This is a genomic window from Dehalococcoidia bacterium (assembly GCA_035310145.1).
Classification (GTDB): domain Bacteria; phylum Chloroflexota; class Dehalococcoidia; order CAUJGQ01; family CAUJGQ01; genus CALFMN01.
In genome coordinates, this window is sequence record DATGEL010000063.1 from 40,729 (window position 1) to 55,831 (window position 15,103).

14 protein-coding genes are annotated in these 15,103 nt (G+C 66.1%); 8 read left to right on the forward strand and 6 right to left on the reverse strand.

Annotated elements, in window-relative coordinates; all coding sequences use genetic code 11:
* Nucleotides 1–33: 33 nt before the first annotated feature.
* Complete coding sequence (locus VKV26_12655; GenBank protein HLZ70744.1) at nt 34–1,368, reverse strand: DUF58 domain-containing protein; 1,335 nt, start codon at nt 1,366–1,368, stop codon at nt 34–36.
* Between the two features lie 18 nt (nt 1,369–1,386).
* Nucleotides 1,387–2,328 (reverse strand): MoxR family ATPase, encoded by a 942-nt coding sequence (locus tag VKV26_12660; GenBank protein HLZ70745.1) that lies wholly within the window; start codon nt 2,326–2,328, stop codon nt 1,387–1,389.
* 410 nt (nt 2,329–2,738) lie between these two features.
* On the opposite strand from VKV26_12660, the gene VKV26_12665 reads away from it, so the two are divergent.
* Nucleotides 2,739–3,974, forward strand: a complete 1,236-nt coding sequence (locus VKV26_12665; GenBank protein ID HLZ70746.1) for a competence/damage-inducible protein A — start codon at nt 2,739–2,741, stop codon at nt 3,972–3,974.
* A 388-nt stretch (nt 3,975–4,362) separates the two neighbouring features.
* Here the strand turns inward: VKV26_12665 and VKV26_12670 are convergent, their stop codons facing one another.
* A complete protein-coding gene (locus VKV26_12670) occupies nt 4,363–4,713 on the reverse strand; it encodes a hypothetical protein (protein ID HLZ70747.1) in 351 nt (116 codons plus the stop codon).
* 146 nt (nt 4,714–4,859) lie between these two features.
* Nucleotides 4,860–5,327, reverse strand: coding sequence for a MarR family transcriptional regulator (locus tag VKV26_12675; GenBank protein ID HLZ70748.1), 468 nt, complete (start codon nt 5,325–5,327; stop codon nt 4,860–4,862).
* Nucleotides 5,328–5,443: 116 nt separating this feature from the next.
* Here VKV26_12675 and VKV26_12680 point away from each other — a divergent pair, with 116 nt between their 5' ends.
* Entirely contained in the window at nt 5,444–5,947 is a 504-nt protein-coding gene (locus VKV26_12680) for a cupin domain-containing protein (protein HLZ70749.1), read from the forward strand.
* Nucleotides 5,948–6,101: 154 nt separating this feature from the next.
* Here the strand turns inward: VKV26_12680 and VKV26_12685 are convergent, their stop codons facing one another.
* A complete protein-coding gene (locus VKV26_12685; protein ID HLZ70750.1) occupies nt 6,102–7,352 on the reverse strand; it encodes a Rieske 2Fe-2S domain-containing protein in 1,251 nt (416 codons plus the stop codon).
* Nucleotides 7,353–7,552: 200 nt separating this feature from the next.
* Nucleotides 7,553–8,215 carry a TetR/AcrR family transcriptional regulator gene (locus tag VKV26_12690; GenBank protein ID HLZ70751.1) on the reverse strand — a complete coding sequence of 221 codons (663 nt, stop codon included), beginning with the start codon at nt 8,213–8,215 and terminating at the stop codon, nt 7,553–7,555.
* Nucleotides 8,216–9,101: 886 nt separating this feature from the next.
* On the opposite strand from VKV26_12690, the gene VKV26_12695 reads away from it, so the two are divergent.
* The 6 genes from VKV26_12695 (at nt 9,102) to VKV26_12720 (ending at nt 15,051) form a co-directional block, all read left to right on the forward strand.
* Nucleotides 9,102–9,779, forward strand: coding sequence for a hypothetical protein (locus tag VKV26_12695; protein HLZ70752.1), 678 nt, complete (start codon nt 9,102–9,104; stop codon nt 9,777–9,779).
* A 223-nt stretch (nt 9,780–10,002) separates the two neighbouring features.
* Nucleotides 10,003–10,686: a LuxR C-terminal-related transcriptional regulator gene (locus VKV26_12700; GenBank protein HLZ70753.1), complete on the forward strand. Its 684-nt coding sequence runs from the start codon at nt 10,003–10,005 to the stop codon at nt 10,684–10,686.
* A gap of 158 nt (nt 10,687–10,844) precedes the next feature.
* The gene (locus VKV26_12705; protein ID HLZ70754.1) at nt 10,845–11,414 is read left to right on the forward strand and encodes a MauE/DoxX family redox-associated membrane protein; all 570 of its coding nucleotides are present in this window, start codon (nt 10,845–10,847) and stop codon (nt 11,412–11,414) included.
* A gap of 1,156 nt (nt 11,415–12,570) precedes the next feature.
* Nucleotides 12,571–13,125, forward strand: a complete 555-nt coding sequence (locus VKV26_12710; protein ID HLZ70755.1) for a hypothetical protein — start codon at nt 12,571–12,573, stop codon at nt 13,123–13,125.
* Between the two features lie 113 nt (nt 13,126–13,238).
* Nucleotides 13,239–13,553, forward strand: a complete 315-nt coding sequence (locus tag VKV26_12715) for a hypothetical protein (protein HLZ70756.1) — start codon at nt 13,239–13,241, stop codon at nt 13,551–13,553.
* Nucleotides 13,554–13,660: 107 nt separating this feature from the next.
* Nucleotides 13,661–15,051 (forward strand): IS3 family transposase gene (locus VKV26_12720; protein ID HLZ70757.1). Its coding sequence is split into 2 segments (ribosomal slippage): nt 13,661–14,017 and nt 14,020–15,051, totalling 1,389 coding nucleotides; the frame shifts between segments, so codons are not numbered across the junction.
* Nucleotides 15,052–15,103: the final 52 nt, after the last annotated feature.

Below are 15,103 nucleotides of genomic sequence, written 5' to 3' on the forward strand. Positions count from 1 at the left end.
TCCTCATGGTTAATGGCTATATGTTGTTATATGTTATATCGCCCGGCGTACGAGGCGGCGGGCGCCGGCAGTCTCGCCGCCGTAGACCAGCGGGTCTTCGCGCTCGAAGGCGCGCAGCCGCGCCGAAAGGTCGTATACGGCGACGCCGCGGGGCGCCTGGCGCGGCGGCTCGTCTCCTACCCAGTAGATCGCCACCGCCAGGCCGTCGCGCCGCAGCCGGTCGAGCTGCTGCGCCAGCGCGGGCGTCAGGTAGCCGGCGACCAGCGCGACGCTGGCGCCGAAGGGCAGCCGCCGCCGTTCGCGCGCCAGCAGCTCCTCGGGCGGCACGATCGTGAAGGGCGTGACCATGGCCAGCGCTTCGAGCAGGCGCGTGAGCTGGCCCTCGTCTCTCCCGGCGGCGACGCGGATCGGCCGGTCGGCGCCGGGAAAGCTGGCATTGGCGATCAGGCCGACGGCGAAGCGCTCCTCCTCGCCCCTCGCCGCGATGCTCGCCGCCGTGGAGATCGCCCGTTCCAGCAGGAGCGGGTCGTAGCCCTCCCAGGGGTGGGCGAAGGTATCGACGCTCAGCGTGATCAGCAGCGTAAGCGTGGCCGAGGGGTCGTAGAGGCGTGACTGCAAGCTGCCGCGCCGCGCCGTCGCCTTCCAGTCGATGCGTTTGAGCGGGTCGCCGGGGCGGTAGTCGCGCACGCCGGCGAGGCGGCTCTGGTCCTCGAAGATGCGGTTGCCGCCCTTCGCCTCGCCGAACGGCCGCCGCGCCGGCAGATCGACCTCGCCCAGCTCCACCAGCCGCGGCAGCACGGTGATGCGCTCGGGCAGCTCCAGCCGCGCCTCGCGCGGGAAGAAGCCGAAGATATCGCCGGCGCGCAGCCGCGTGGGGCCGACCTCATAGTAGCCGCGCGCGGAGCAGAGGAAACGCTGCCGCCAGCTCACGCGCTCGTACCAGGCGAGCGAGGTCGTGTGCGTGTAGTAGAAGGCGCCGGGCCAGGCCGCGGGCAGGATGTGCGCCCCAGCGGGCGGCAACTGGTCGGGCACCAGCTCGCGCGCCTCAAACCAGGGCACCGGCAGCGCCTTGGCGTTGCGCACGCTGAAGACCGCCTCGATCTCCTCGCCGACGAAGGCCCGCGTCGCCGACCAGCGCCGCTCGTAGGTCAACCGCTCCAGCGAAAGGCGGCTCCAGACGATCGCCACGGCGCCGGCAAGCAGCACGAGCATGCCCACCGCCGCCGGCACCGGCCGCTGCAGGGCCATGCCGGCGAGCAGCAGCACGACCGCCGTCAGCACCCAGACGTTGCGCACCAGGCGGCGGAAGTCGTCGCGGTTGTTGGCCGTGGCCACGGCCAGCGGCGGCGCCTGGCGCTGCACCATCATCGGTCGGCTCTTCGTTCGCTATTCGAGCACGGGCGCGGGCACGGAATCCAGCACCTCGGCGACGATGCCGGCGGCGTCGCGGCCGCGCAGCCGCGCCGACGAGGAGAGGATCAGCCGGTGCGGCAGCACGGCCCGCGTCAGCGCCTTCACGTCGTCCGGAATCACGTAGGCGCGGCCGCGCACCGCCGCCAGCGCGCGCGCCGCGCGGAACAGCGCCAGGCTGGCGCGCGGGCTGGCGCCGAGCTCGAGGCCGGCGTGCGCCCGCGTGGCCTGCACCACGTGCACGATGTAGTCACGCACGATACCCTCGCAGTGCACGCGCGTGACGGCGTGGGCGCCGGCGATCAACTCCTCCGCCGTGGCCACCACGGGCAGCTCGCCCAGCGGGCTCTCCTCTTCGAAGCGATCCAGAATCGCGCGCTCCTCGCGCTCGCTGGGATAGCCGAGCTTGAGCCGCAGGAGAAAGCGGTCGAGCTGCGCCTCGGGCAGCGGAAAGGTGCCTTCCAGCTCGATCGGGTTTTGCGTGGCGATCACCAAAAATGGCGCCGGCAGCCGCAGCGTCACGCCTTCGACCGTGAGCTGGCGCTCCTCCATCGCTTCGAGCAGGGCGCTCTGCGTGCGCGGCGTGGCGCGGTTGACCTCGTCGGCCAGCACGATCTGTGCCGTGATCGGGCCGGGGCGGAACTCGAACTCGCCGCTGCGCTGGTTGTAGAAATTGATGCCGGTGATGTCGGTGGGGATCAGGTCCGGCGTGAACTGGATGCGCTTGAACGAACAGCCGAGCGAGCGGGCGACCGACTTGGCCAGCATCGTCTTGCCGAGGCCGGGCACGTCCTCGAGCAGGATGTGCCCCTCGCTCAGCAGCGCCACCAGCACCAGCTCGATCACGCCGTCCTTGCCGACGATCACGCGGCCGATGTTCTGTCGCAGCCGCTCGGCCAGCGCGGCCACGCCCGCCAGATCGAGATCGCGCGGCACGGCCCGCGTGGGAGCGCCGCGCGACCAATCCGCCGTCTGTTCCGTGGCCGCGCTCGGCTCGCTCATCCAACCTCCAGCCGCGTGTGAGTTCGCGGCATCAGCCGCGGCGACGTAGCCTCGCTGCTCAGGGAGTATAGCAGGAGTGGCCTCACCCCCTGGCCCCCTCTCCATTCCATGGAGAGGGGGAAGCTATGGAATACGACTACGGCACCGCCACGCTGCCCGCGCGCCCCCCTCTCCATGGAATAGGGAGGGGGAAGCTATGGAATGGCAAGGGGAAGCTTCGGTGTGGTTTGGGCGGGCTGCGCTGGGCACCTCCGCTGCTTGCCGCGGTTGACCGCCTCAATTGGGCGTCCCTATGCTCGGCTCGACACGATGCAGGAGGTGCGGCGATGAAGGCCGAGGTCATCTCGATCGGCACGGAGATCCTGCTCGGCGAGATCCTGGACACCAACGCGCAGTTCATCGCCTCGCGGCTGCCGGCGCTGGGCATCGATCTGTACTGGATGTCGAAGGTCGGCGACAACCGCGGCCGGCTGGTGGAGCTGCTCACGCAGGCGTGGGGCCGCTCCGAGCTGATCGTCTGCACCGGCGGCCTCGGCCCGACGGAAGACGACGTGACCCGCGAGTCGATCGCCGAGACGCTGGGCGAGGAACCGTACCTCGACGCCCAGCAGGAGGACCACCTGCGCAGGTGGTTCGCCGGGCGGGGCGTCGCGATGCCCGAGCGCAACCTGAAGCAGGCCTGGCTCACGGCTTCTACGCGTGTGCTCCCCAACCCGCGCGGTACGGCGCCGGGCTGGTGGGCGGAGAAGGACGGCCGCATCATCCTTGCCATGCCCGGCCCGCCGGCCGAGATGACGCGCATGTGGGAGAAGGAGGTCGAGCCGCAACTGCGCGGCCGTTCGTCCAACGCCGTGATCGTCTCGCGCACGATCAAGACCTCGGGGATCGGCGAAGGCAGCGTGGATGAGATGATCAGCCCGCTGCTGCAAAACACGAACCCCAGCATCGGCGTCTACTCGCGCGTGGACGGCATCCACGTGCGCGTCACGGCGAAGGCGCCGACGCCGCGCCAGGCCGAGGCGCTGATCGAGCCGGTCGAGCACGATCTGCGCACGATCCTCGGCAACGCCGTCTGGGGCGTGGACGACGAGTCGTTCGAGTCGGCCGTCGGCAAAATCCTCAAAGAGCGCGGGCTGACGCTGGCGGCGATGGAGTCCGCCACGGGCGGCCTGCTCAGCGCCACGATCACGAACACGCCCGGCTCATCGGCCTACTTCAGGGGCGGCATCGTCAGCTATGCGACGGCGGTGAAGGAGCAGTTCGGCGTGCCGCGCGAGATCATCGACCAATTCGGCGTAATCAGCCCCGAGTGCGCGAAGGCGATGGCGAGCGCCGTACGCGAGGCGCTGCACGCGGACCTTGGTGTGAGCGTCACCGGCGTGGCCGGTCCGGACGAGCAGGAAGGGAAGCCGGTGGGCACGATGCACGTCGGCTTCGCGGACGGCGCCGGCGAGCCGTCGGTGCTCAGCTACCAGTTCGCGCAGGGCCGCGACGCCGCCCGCCGACGCGCCGTCACCAACGCGCTGCTGCTGATCCGCCGCTCGGTGCTGGCGCGGCCGTAGCGCATGCTCCGCCCACTCTAGACAACGCCACTCCCACCCGCCAGGGATGGTGCGTGAAATAGCTGACCGACGAGAACGTCCCGAACCTTGTGCCCGAGTTGCTTCGCCGCGCCGGCGTAGATGTGCGCACCGCCAACGAGTGTGGCTTGCAGGGTAGGCCAGATGAAGAGGTGTTGGCGTACGCCGGGCGCGAGGGGCGCTGCGTGCTTACGTCGGACGTCAAAGACTATCCAGAATTGACGCGAGCATTCGAGCGGCAGGTGCTCGGTCACGCTGGCGTCATCTGCGCGACGTGGTCGATGCGCACGCACGATGCGCCATATGTGGTGACGCAAATCCTGGCGTTTGAGCGACAGCTCCCGGATGGTGTGCCCTCGTACTACGTCCACTACATATCAAGAAGGTCATTCAATTCCTGAGGGAACGGCGGAAAGAACGGCCCCGGATGCGCTTCAGCATAGGCGGCGATCTTCGCGTTGATTTCCAACCGCTTGTCGATCTCCTCGGGATACAGCTCGTAGTAGCGCAGGCCGGCGTCGATCTCCTCCGGCGTCAGCGTTTCCAGATATTCGGGCAAACGCGCGCGGTCGCCGCCGGCGTCGCGGCAGCACTGGATGATATACCAGACGTCGATGCGGTGCCCGATGATGCGCGCCTTGCGATGCCCCGGTGCGCCGGTGAACATGATCCCCGGCACGCGCCGCATGCGCTCGGCTTCGTCCACAATTTCGGTCGCCATAGTCTGCCCTCCGCTCACCGCGGCCTGTCTTCAGCATACACCGTGCCCGATTCGCTCCAGGGAAGGCGAAGAGTGAAGCGTGGCCATGTGGGGCCTGCTCAACTTAGGGACGCTGCGTACGCTCTGGTGCCACGGCCGCCGGCAAGTCAGGGCAATCGGTGGTCGAGGGCGAGGATCAGATGTTCGAGGCGATGGCGGAGCTGTTTCAGGCGCTGTGGCCCCACGCGCTCGACCCAGCCGGCTTCCAGCTCCGCGATGATCGCTTCCGCCACACGGGTCAGCTCCCAGCCGCGCTCCGTCATGCGCACGAGCTTGGCCCGGCCGTCGGCGGGGTCGGGCACCCGTTCGAGATAGCCGCGTGCAAGCAGATCTGCGACCAGGGTCCCGATGTACTGCTTGGTGAGCTGGGCGCGTTCGGCCAGCTCCGTGACCCGAACCCCCTCGGCGCGCAGGTGCTGAAAGACGATGCCGTGCGCGGGCCGGATATCGGGATAGCCGGCGTCGGCCAGGCGGGCGTGCAGCTCCGCGATGAACGCCTGGTACGGCATGCGCAGCAACTGCGACAGGTTCTGACGCTCCAGGTCGCGTAGCCGCTCGCGCCGGGTTTGCTGCACGCCCATCTCCCCCCTTGACAGATAGTAAAGTATACTGGCTATATAGTCAGTACTACTTCCTAATTGGCTCGCCACGACCCGAGCCACGGCAGCCGAACGCGCGAAAGGACGCGGCGATGAGCGCGTCGAATATCTCGAATACCTCGAACTCTACGCCCAGGGCAACAGGGTACGCGTTCCGGCGTGAGGAAGGCGAAACGTTCGCCTTCCTCGGCACGCAAATGACGCTGAAGGCATCGGGCGCCGGCAGCGGCTTTGGCCTGATCGAACAGGTGGCGCCGCCGGGCTTCGCCGCCCCGCCCCACATCCACCACGCCGAAGACGAGGCCTTCTACGTGCTCGAAGGCGAGGCCACCTTCACCTGCGGCGACCAGGATTGGGCTGCGACCGCCGGCAGCTTCGTCTTCTTGCCCCGAGGTGTGGCGCACCACTTCGCCGTCGGCGGTGAGCGGCCCGCACGGCTGCTGCAGCTCAATCTGCCTGCCGGGCTTGAGCGCTTCTTCGTCGAGGCGGGCGCACCGATCGACGCCGCGGAGGCCGGTCCGCCTGACTTCGCGCGGTTAGCCGCGCTGGCCACTGCGTATCGCGTTGAGCTGCTCGGCCCACCGCCCGGCCACTAGACGGCCGTTCGCCCGGGTGGCGGCGAGCGCACCCGACTCCCGGCCACCGGCTCCCTGCGCGGATGACTTGCCATGGCGCACGCGCGCCGTCTGTGGCTCAACGGCACGGGCGGGCCGCGGCACGCTCCGCTCCGTCCGTGCGCCGGCGCAACGCCTACACCGTGGCCGGCTCGGCGGCGAACTGCGCCTGGAACTCCGCGTAGTGCGCGTCCCACATCGGCCCCATGCGCGGCTCGTCGCTAATCGTATCCAGCGGCCAGACGCGGTGCCGTTCGGGATGCAGCGGCAGCTCTGGCTCGACCCCGTCGTCGAGGCGTTGCGCCAGGCGCAGTAACTGCTTGCGCATGAAGATGATGGCGACGTCCGTGCTGCCCAGGTGCTCGTCGCTGCGGTCCACAATCGGACCCATCGAGTCGGTCATCGCCGCGTCCTGCACGCGGTTGGTAGGCAGTCCCGTGTAGTTGACGGAGCGCTGCATCTCTCGATCGATCAGGTAGTTGTTATCCTTGTTGCGCGTCAGCCGCCAGCTGCCCGGAATCAGATCGATGTATGGCGGCTCGTTTGTGGTGCTCGGCGGGCGCGGCGTGCTGGTGATCGTCCACCACCAGCTATGCTCGTCGTCCATCGGCAGCACGAAGAAGCCGGCGCCGGGGCCGCCGGCCGGTCCGGGGATCGTGGTGAAGACCGGCAGCACGAACGGCGTCAGACGCCAGTAGTAGCGGCCGTCGGCCACGTCGCGCCGCGCGCCGTAGACGAAGCCGAAGTCCGTCTCCTGCACCTCGATCTCGGGAGCGCCGTCCAGGATCTGCTGCCGCGCGCCGGGGATCGGCCGGTCGAACCAGCGGTGCAGGTAGGTGACGTGCGCGGAGTCGATGTTGCCTTCCAGCCCCTGCGCGTAGTTGGCCTCCTGCATCCACTTCCACACGCGCAGGTGCGGGTTGTTTGGCCGCACGCACCAGTCGTACAGCGGCAGCGGCGGCTGGCGCTCGGCCGGACCCATGTAGATCCAGATCATGCCGCCCCAGTCGGCGCCGGGGTAGGCGGTGATGTGGATCTTCTCTTTGAAGCCACTGCCTGCCCGCTCGGTGGGCATCTCGACGCAGTTGCCCGCCACGTCAAACTTCCAGCCGTGGTAGACGCAGCGCAGGCCGCACTCTTCGTTACGTGCGAAGAACAGGCTCGCCCGGCGGTGCGGACAGGCCTCCTGCACAAACGCGATGCGGCCGTTCGTATCGCGGAAGGCGACCAGGTCTTCGCCCAGGATGCGGAAGCGCACCGGCGTGCAATCCGGCGCAGGCAGCTCCTCGGGCAGCAGCGCGGGCAGCCAGAAGCGGCGAAACAGCTCGCCCATCGGCGTGCCTTTGCCCGTTTGCGTGAGCAGCTCGTTGTCCTGCGCACTCAACATCGTCTCGCTCCTCCGTCCCCGGTCACCTCCACGACCCCGGATGAGGCCGGGCTGTGCCCTTCGAGCCGCGCAGCGCCGCGCCGCACCCGGTCGACGGCAACGCGCCGCGATTGTAGGCCGTTTGTTGAACGCCCTGCAAGTATCTTTGCGGGCGAACTGCAGGGTCGGCGTCAGAAGCTGAGCCGAGCGTGCCGTCCGGTCTACAGCACACTTGGAATTCGGTCGGGCGCGAGCCGGCCGCGGATCGTGGCGGCGATCTCGCCGCGTGTTGTATCGAGGTCGATACCGGCAGGATCAACCATCCACTGCAGCGCGGCGCCGCGCAGCAGACCTAGGATCAGCACCGCTTGCGTCCCCGGCTCGGCGTCCCGCCGGATCGTGCCGTCGGCGATGCCAGCGTCGATAAGCGAGCGGATCTGGGCCCGAAGCGCTTCTGACATTGCGGCCACCAACGGCCGCAGCTCCGGCGCCACCGAGAGCGACTCGAGCATCAGCACGTGGACGGTGCGCATCCGCTCGGGTCCGGCCGCCGCAATCGACCCGAGATAGTCCTGAGCGAAGCCGAGCACCGCGTCCAGCCCCGGTTGGCTGGCGGGCGGCGGCTGCAACACCCGCTCCTGGAATCGACGGCTGAGCTCTGCGACGACGGCTCCCATCAGCTCCAGCTTGGAGCCGAAGTAGTGGTGCGGCAGCCCGCGACTGCAGCCGGCGACCTGGCCGATCTCGGCCAGCGTCGTACCGTTGTACCCCATCCTGCCGATGACCGCGATCGCGGCGTCGATCACTCGCTGCCGTGATGCAGCCCGCCGCTCGGCCTGCGTACGTCGCCGCACCTCTTCATGCCGGCCTCGCTGCACCATCATCCCGCGAATCGCCCGATCCCTATCGCCCTGTTCGTACCGCTGATCCCCGGCCCCGCGCCGCCTGCCTTCAGGATACAGCACGTCCGGCGCCGCCGGATTGCCCCCGCGACGGCCACTCGCAGCAGGCGCTGGCCACCGGCTACGCGGCGCAGCGAGGGCCGTGCGTGAAGTATCTGACCGATGAGAACGTGCCGAACCTTTGCCGCAGCTCTTACGAGGCGCGGGCGTGGGTGCGCGCACTGCAAACGAGTGCAGAGGGCATCTATGTACCGCGTGCAATCACGAACAACTCTGCGCCATGGGTCGCCGCGGGGCTCATACGCATGCACGAACGTCACGTTCGCCGGTACGTGGCCCGGCTTCGTCAGCGCTAGCTGGCGTAACGGCGACGGCCACACGAGTGGTCGGGGTGCTGAGTTCTGACGCTGCCCACGCCGGCGCGGGTGCGGCCACGGCCGCGTACCTGCATCTCAGTCACGAACCGCAGCACCTCGGCGTGGCAGGCCTCGCACAGCGGTTCTTGGTGAAACGGGCACACGGGCACAAGGTGTGGGGCCACTCCGACGCCGCAATAGCCGGAGCCAACCGGGGAATGGTCGCGCATGCCGCCCAGCGTAGCGGCTGTGCTCCTGGAGTCACGCACTGAGCGCGATATCGTAGTCGGTGTAAAACTAACGCTGGTTTTCGACGCATTCGGAGGCTACCGCAGGACGGCACGCAGGGTCCGCTGACAGACGGTCGGATCTCCCCCCGTCCTGTCCGATTGTGTACCGTCCTTCAGCGCGTGCCAATGCGTGCGCGCACCGCGTTCTTTCTAGCGTGACGCCGTTGTGCTGCCCGGCACCGCTGCTGACTTGCCGCTGCCGCGAACAGAATCGCCGCCCTCATGACCGCTGCGCACCGCGACCCTCCCTTCAGGACGCTGATCCTCGATGACGACGCGAGGCAGCGCCAGCTCCTGCGAACCCTGCTGGAGGCCGACGGGCGCTTTGCCATCGTTGGCGAGGCCAAGCTGCGTGTCGGCTTTGCCCTGGATACGCTACGGCCTGATCTGATCGTGGTCGACCCGCTGAGCGATGGACGCCTCGATCTGCGCTACCTGCGCCAGCTGCTAAGCATGGCTCCGCAGGCGTGCGTGGTTGTTTGCACCGCGTCCTGGGAGGCGACTGCCTTCGGCGATCTGCTGCTGCTCGGGGTGCGTGATGTCCTGCCGAAGGCAGCCATCGGCTCATCGGATCTGGGCGATATGCTGGCGCTGGCCGGCGCGGGAGAGGTCGTGGTCGTCGCCGTGCCGATTGTCGAGGCCCTGCGGACTGAGTTCGTCGCCACGCGGCTGCTCGGCCCGCAGCTCCCCACGCCGGACCTCAACCCGCTGGAGCAGCAATTGCTGCGCGGACTCGTCGGCGGCCAGAGCGTGAAGGCGATCGCCGCGGCGCTCACTGCTGAAGGCAGGAAGATCAGCGCCCGCAACGTCCAGCGTATCAGTGAGCGGCTGCAGCAACGCTTCGGCGCGCAGACGGTGGGGCAGCTCTGTGCCGAGGCAGTGCGGCGCGGCATCGCCTGAGGCATCGCGGCATTGGGTCTGGCAACGATCGTGCACCGGTGTCCAAACGCGCCAACCGCTGGCGTCTTGTTCCAGCTAGGCAACCGTCGCTGCACGCCGCATAATCGGGCCACTGTATCACGGCTTCATCTCTATACGCATTGTATTTCCAGCATCGGTTTGTCCGCGACGAGGGGCCGGCTGCTGTCAGAACCGCGGTGCAGGGAGAGAGGAGGAGTGTGCCATGGCCCGCATGGACGAAGACGGTCGCATGCGTGCGTTGGTGCTCGACCCCGATCCGACGCAACAAGCGATGGTCCGGCGCCTTCTGGAGGCGGATGGCCGCTTTGCCGTCGTCGGCGTCTTCGCACCCGAGGACTGCCCGCCCGCCGTAGCCGCCGCCCTGCGATCGGACGTGGTGCTGCTCGATCCGAGTGACGAGACGGGCTTGGACCTGCGCTTGGCCGGCGAGGTGGTGGGATCCGTTCCGCTCGCGCGAGTCGTCCTACGCAGCGCGTATTTCAGCTTGGAAACCATGGCCGCGGTGACTGCGCTGGGCGTGGGCGGCTACCTGGTCAAGCTGAACCGACCGATCCCGCTTTTGTGCGAGGCGCTGGCGTTCACCCGGCGCACCGGGATCTTCGTCTGCGCCGGCGCCATTACCAACTGCGTCCGTGTGCAACTCGCGGCACGGACCCTCCTCGAGCGGCCGCAGGACATGGAGCCGTCAGTGACGTTGACGCCGCGCGAGCAGCAAGTGCTCGCGCTGGTGGCCGCCGGCGAAACAGACAAAGCCATCGCCACCACGCTTCAGATCCAACCCAGCACCGTGGATAGCTACGTCGGGCGATTGTGCGAGAAACTGCACTCTCGAAACCGCCCGCATTTGGTGGATGCTGCTTGGCGGCGATGTCTCCTTGGTGGCTGAGCGGATGGTATTCCAGCGGTGCTGTCAGGAATTCCGCACAGGTTCTGTGGTGGATTACCTACATCGCCATACGGCATTCACTACAGACAGGGCTGCTGGTTGCCTGCAGACTGTAGCCGTCAGCGCCCCCGCCCTGCCCGGCCTCTGGGAGGCCAACCATGATAGGGATTCTGGTCATTCTCCTCGGCCGCGGCAGTCTTGCGTGGATACTCATCAGTGCAGGGCTGGAGAAAGCTTGGCAGCCAGCGCAGCTAGCCACTCTGCTTACCAGTCGCCTTCCCTTTACCGCGCGCGTGGCTAGACGCATCGTCTGGCTGGTAATCCTGAGCGAGTTCCTCATCGGAATCGGCTTGTTCTTGCCGATCGACTCGCCCGTCCCTGCGATCGCCGCCTGTGGACTCTTGGCAAGTTTCGCCGTCGTGCTGGCTGTATGGGCTAAGGTCGGCCTTTCAGACGCTTGCGGCTGTGGCGGCCTGTTGCCGACCCAGCGTGTTAGCTGGCCGCATGTCATCAGCGTCGCGTCGCTCGCTTTACTCGCCGGCTGCATCGCGGTGGTCGGTGCTTCGTTCTGGCCAGCCCTTGCGCCTCGCGAGGTATCGCTGCCAGAGCAGCTCTTTACCTTGTTTATACCACTTCAACTCCTCATTGGTACAGCTATCGGACGCTCTCTTCGCTTGGTGCATCAGGACATCAGCCGACTTGATCGTTACTATTGTGAGGCAAAGTAGTGAGTGCTCTTCTCGTAGCCGGTGTGATCACATCATTGCTCGCTAACATCCTTCTCTTAGCGGCAGTTCTCGGTCTAGCGAGAGAACTCGGTGTATTGCTAGCGCGATCTGGACCACCTCATGCCAAGGCATCTGCACATGGTCCGGAGGTTGGTACAGTAATCGACGCCTTTTCAGTTGTTGGTATAGATGGTACACAGCGCCATGCGCGACCTTCGAAGTCCACCAGTAACCTTCTGCTGTTCACTTCGCCCACATGCCCTATCTGCCAATCACTACTCCCGTCACTCGTTGTGTTCGCAAAAGCCTACAAAGGCGTAATTAATACAACAGTAGTTGGCATTAAGAGAACAAGCGATGACAACGACGTTGCAGACTATATCAACCGATTCAAACGCCACGGTATGGTATTCACAGTCTCTCAAGAGCTGCACGAACGTCTAGGTGTGACTATGACACCGTACGCGATATTACTGGATAATGCTAACACAATACGATCAATAGGCATTGTTAATAGTCTCGAACATCTCGAAAGCTTAGTGACCGTAGAGTCACACGTTGATATGCGACGCGAGCTCATTCTATCGGACTCAGAATTGTCTTCGCAGCATGCATAGCCAGGCAGTAGGAGGCTGGAAATGAGCGGCGAATACCTCCTGCAGCGACTAGCAAATCGCTCTATCCGCCGAAGCTTTATCAGGCGCACCGGTAAGGTAGTTTTCGGTGCAGTTGGTATCGGTCTGGTGGCACGTTCGCTGGCGGAAGTAACACCAAAGTCGGCATTAGCACAGACATACTGCAGTGGAACAGCCGAACTAGGTATGTGTGGTTTGCCCTGTGATCATTGTTATGACGGAACCGTCACGAGCTGCCCTTCGGGTGATTCTACTGGCTCATCGTATTGGGCATACTATATCACAGGACTGCGAGTTTGGTACTACTACTACGATTGCTGTACGATATACACGCCATGCGCCAACTCGACAAACCAGTGTAAGAACAACTGTCCACAAGATACTTGGTGTAGCGGTAATTATGACTGCACGTACGTTGTGACGGGAGGATCGTGTTGAACCGTTGGATCGCGTATATTGCGGCGCTAATCATCGCTGTTGAGGCTGGAGTCAAGAGTTGGTGGACAGCCTGAGGATGGTCCATGGTGGGAACCATGTGTCTTGCCGTGCGCAAGACGGAGTCAACCGGGGTGCTTTGGCTATTTGCTGGTGCGACGGCGGCCGGTGGTGCAACGATGGGCCTATGCGCCGCCTGTATTTGTGTGGTGGTGGGTGATTGGTCAGCTACCACCCGAGTGGTAGAAATAGTCTTGGGGATGCTGTTGGCTCTCGTGGCGCGGGAAGCCTTGGTGTCGGATCGCAGGTGCTATGCGGGGCTGAAGCGACAAGTTGCCCCGGGAACGATGCTCTGCAATTCATTGCCAAAGACAGCCATCATCTGGGGCGTGCAATTGGGTGTCGGGGTGCTGACGCGAGTGAACACGTGGGCACTGTGGGCGATGGTCGCGATACTGATCTGGCTGGCTGACCCTTTCGCTGGTTGTGTACTCGGCGGCGTTTACGGGCTAACACGAGGCCTGCAACTGATCCTCATTGCCCGTGCTCACGCATGGGAGCCGAGGGTGTTGATGCTCCGGCTCCAGGCCATCGATGAGCGGTTGCGTGTCGGTGGACTGGCGGGTTTAGCGTTCCTTTGAGGCATACTGACAGCGGTCTGGCGGTAAGGGGGTACCCAATGTCATCGATAGGCGTAGCCGCGCGACGTGGTCGGAGATGGGATGGACGACGCCCGCTAGTCCTCGCCGCACTCATGGTGATGCTGCTCGGCGCGGGGCTTGGCCTCGTGGGGCTGCTGCTTTGGCAAACCAGCAGTCGGTCAGGCGGGCACAGCGGCAGAACGCGTCTTGCCCCCGAGGGTGTAGCTGCCGCACAGGGTGGTGATGGCTGGCATGTCACGGTTTCACCGGCCTATCGGGACGGCAACTTCATTGTCACTTTAGATCCGAATGCCGCTGTCGTGAGCCTGACCGATGCTGGCACGGGTGCTGAGGTAGCGACTATCCAGGTCACCTACAACCCGCTTGTGCTGCAGCGACGCAGCGCGCATCCCTCTCTGCCAACCTAAGGTGAGACAATCGAAGTCTCGAAATTAGTGTAGGGCGGGGAGAGAAACGCCTGATGGTTGCCGAACCAATCCCCGCAGACCGTTCCCCCCTTCAAGGCCGTCCCCCGATGGCGGCAGTTCCCGAACGCCCGGATCCCGAGGTCCGCGAGCGGCCCACGCGCCGCCGCTTCACGGTGGACTACAAGCTGCGCATCCTGGCCGAAGCCGATGCCTGTGCAGAAGCCCGCCAGGTCGGCGCCCTCTTGCGGCGGGAAGGCTTGTACTACTCGCACCTGGCGCACTGGCGCCAGCAGCGGGCCACGGGTGGTCGCCAGGCGCTGGCGCAGCCGCGTGGCCGTAAGCCCGCTGATCCCGCTGCGGGCGAGGTGCTACGGCTGCAGCAGGAGAACGGCCAGCTCCGTCGCCGTGTCGCCGTCGCCGAGGCGATCATTGCCGCCCAAAAAAACTTGGCGGCGGTGTTGGGGCTGACGTTGCCGGAGCCACCGCCAGCGCCGTAACGGCGCTCGCCGCCACGACGGGCATCCGGGTGGCGTGCGCGGCACTGGGCGTCAACCGCGCCAGCTACTACCGGCAGCAGGGACCCACCACGGGGACGCGGGGCGGCGGTGGTGGGCACCAACCACGGGCGCTCAGCCCAGCCGAACAGCACGCGGTGCTGGACGTGCTGCACAGTGCGCGGTTCCGGGATGCCGCGCCGGCCGAAGTCTATGCCACGCTCTTGGATGAAGGGAGCTACCTGTGTTCGGAGCGCACGATGTATCGGCTGCTCGCCGCCGCCGGCGAAGCGCGCGAGCGCCGCGACCAGGCGCGGCATCCCACCTATACCCGGCCGGAGTTGCTGGCGACGCGCCCCAACGAGGTCTGGAGCTGGGACATCACCAAGCTGCTGGGCCCGACGAAATGGACCTATTTCTACCTGTACGTGATCCTCGACGTCTTCAGTCGCTACGTGGTGGGCTGGATGGTGGGGCTGCGCGAAACGGCGGAACTGGCGCAGGACTTCATCGGCGCCACTGCGGCCAAACAGGGCATCGACGCGGGCACGCTCACGTTGCACGCCGACCGGGGCACCGCGATGACCTCCAAACCGGTGGCGTGCTTGCTGGCAGACTTGGGCATCACGCAGAGTCATTCCCGACCCCACGTGTCCAACGACAATCCCTACTCCGAGAGCCAGTTCAAGACGCTGAAGTACCGGCCGGCCTTTCCCGCTCGCTTTGCCTCCGTCGAGGTGGCACGGGCGTTCTGCCAGACGTTCTTCCCCTGGTACAACAGCGAACATCATCACAGCAGCCTCGGCCTGCACACGCCAGAGGCGCTCCACTACGGGCTGGCGGCGGGGCGGCAACGCGTCCGGCGCGAAACCCTGGACGCCGCCTACGCGGCCCATCCCGAGCGCTTCGTCCAGCAGCCACCGACCCCACCCGCGATCCCGACGGCTGCCTGGATCAATCCGCCGTTCCCGCTGCCTGAGGAGGTGACGACGATGCCAGAGTGAATCCTCCGCTAATTTTCCCAACGGGTGGTCTCAACAAGGTTGACAGGTTCCG

Coding starts and splice junctions, on each gene's coding strand:
- VKV26_12665 (HLZ70746.1), top strand. CDS start 2,739: ATGAAGGCCGAGGTCATCTCGATCGGCACGGAGATCCTGCTCGGCGAG.
- VKV26_12690 (HLZ70751.1), bottom strand. CDS start 8,215: ATGATGGTGCAGCGAGGCCGGCATGAAGAGGTGCGGCGACGTACGCAG.
- VKV26_12715 (HLZ70756.1), top strand. CDS start 13,239: ATGGTGATGCTGCTCGGCGCGGGGCTTGGCCTCGTGGGGCTGCTGCTT.
- VKV26_12685 (HLZ70750.1), bottom strand. CDS start 7,352: ATGTTGAGTGCGCAGGACAACGAGCTGCTCACGCAAACGGGCAAAGGC.
- VKV26_12705 (HLZ70754.1), top strand. CDS start 10,845: ATGATAGGGATTCTGGTCATTCTCCTCGGCCGCGGCAGTCTTGCGTGG.
- VKV26_12670 (HLZ70747.1), bottom strand. CDS start 4,713: ATGGCGACCGAAATTGTGGACGAAGCCGAGCGCATGCGGCGCGTGCCG.
- VKV26_12710 (HLZ70755.1), top strand. CDS start 12,571: ATGGTGGGAACCATGTGTCTTGCCGTGCGCAAGACGGAGTCAACCGGG.
- VKV26_12695 (HLZ70752.1), top strand. CDS start 9,102: ATGACCGCTGCGCACCGCGACCCTCCCTTCAGGACGCTGATCCTCGAT.
- VKV26_12655 (HLZ70744.1), bottom strand. CDS start 1,368: ATGATGGTGCAGCGCCAGGCGCCGCCGCTGGCCGTGGCCACGGCCAAC.
- VKV26_12680 (HLZ70749.1), top strand. CDS start 5,444: ATGAGCGCGTCGAATATCTCGAATACCTCGAACTCTACGCCCAGGGCA.
- VKV26_12700 (HLZ70753.1), top strand. CDS start 10,003: ATGGCCCGCATGGACGAAGACGGTCGCATGCGTGCGTTGGTGCTCGAC.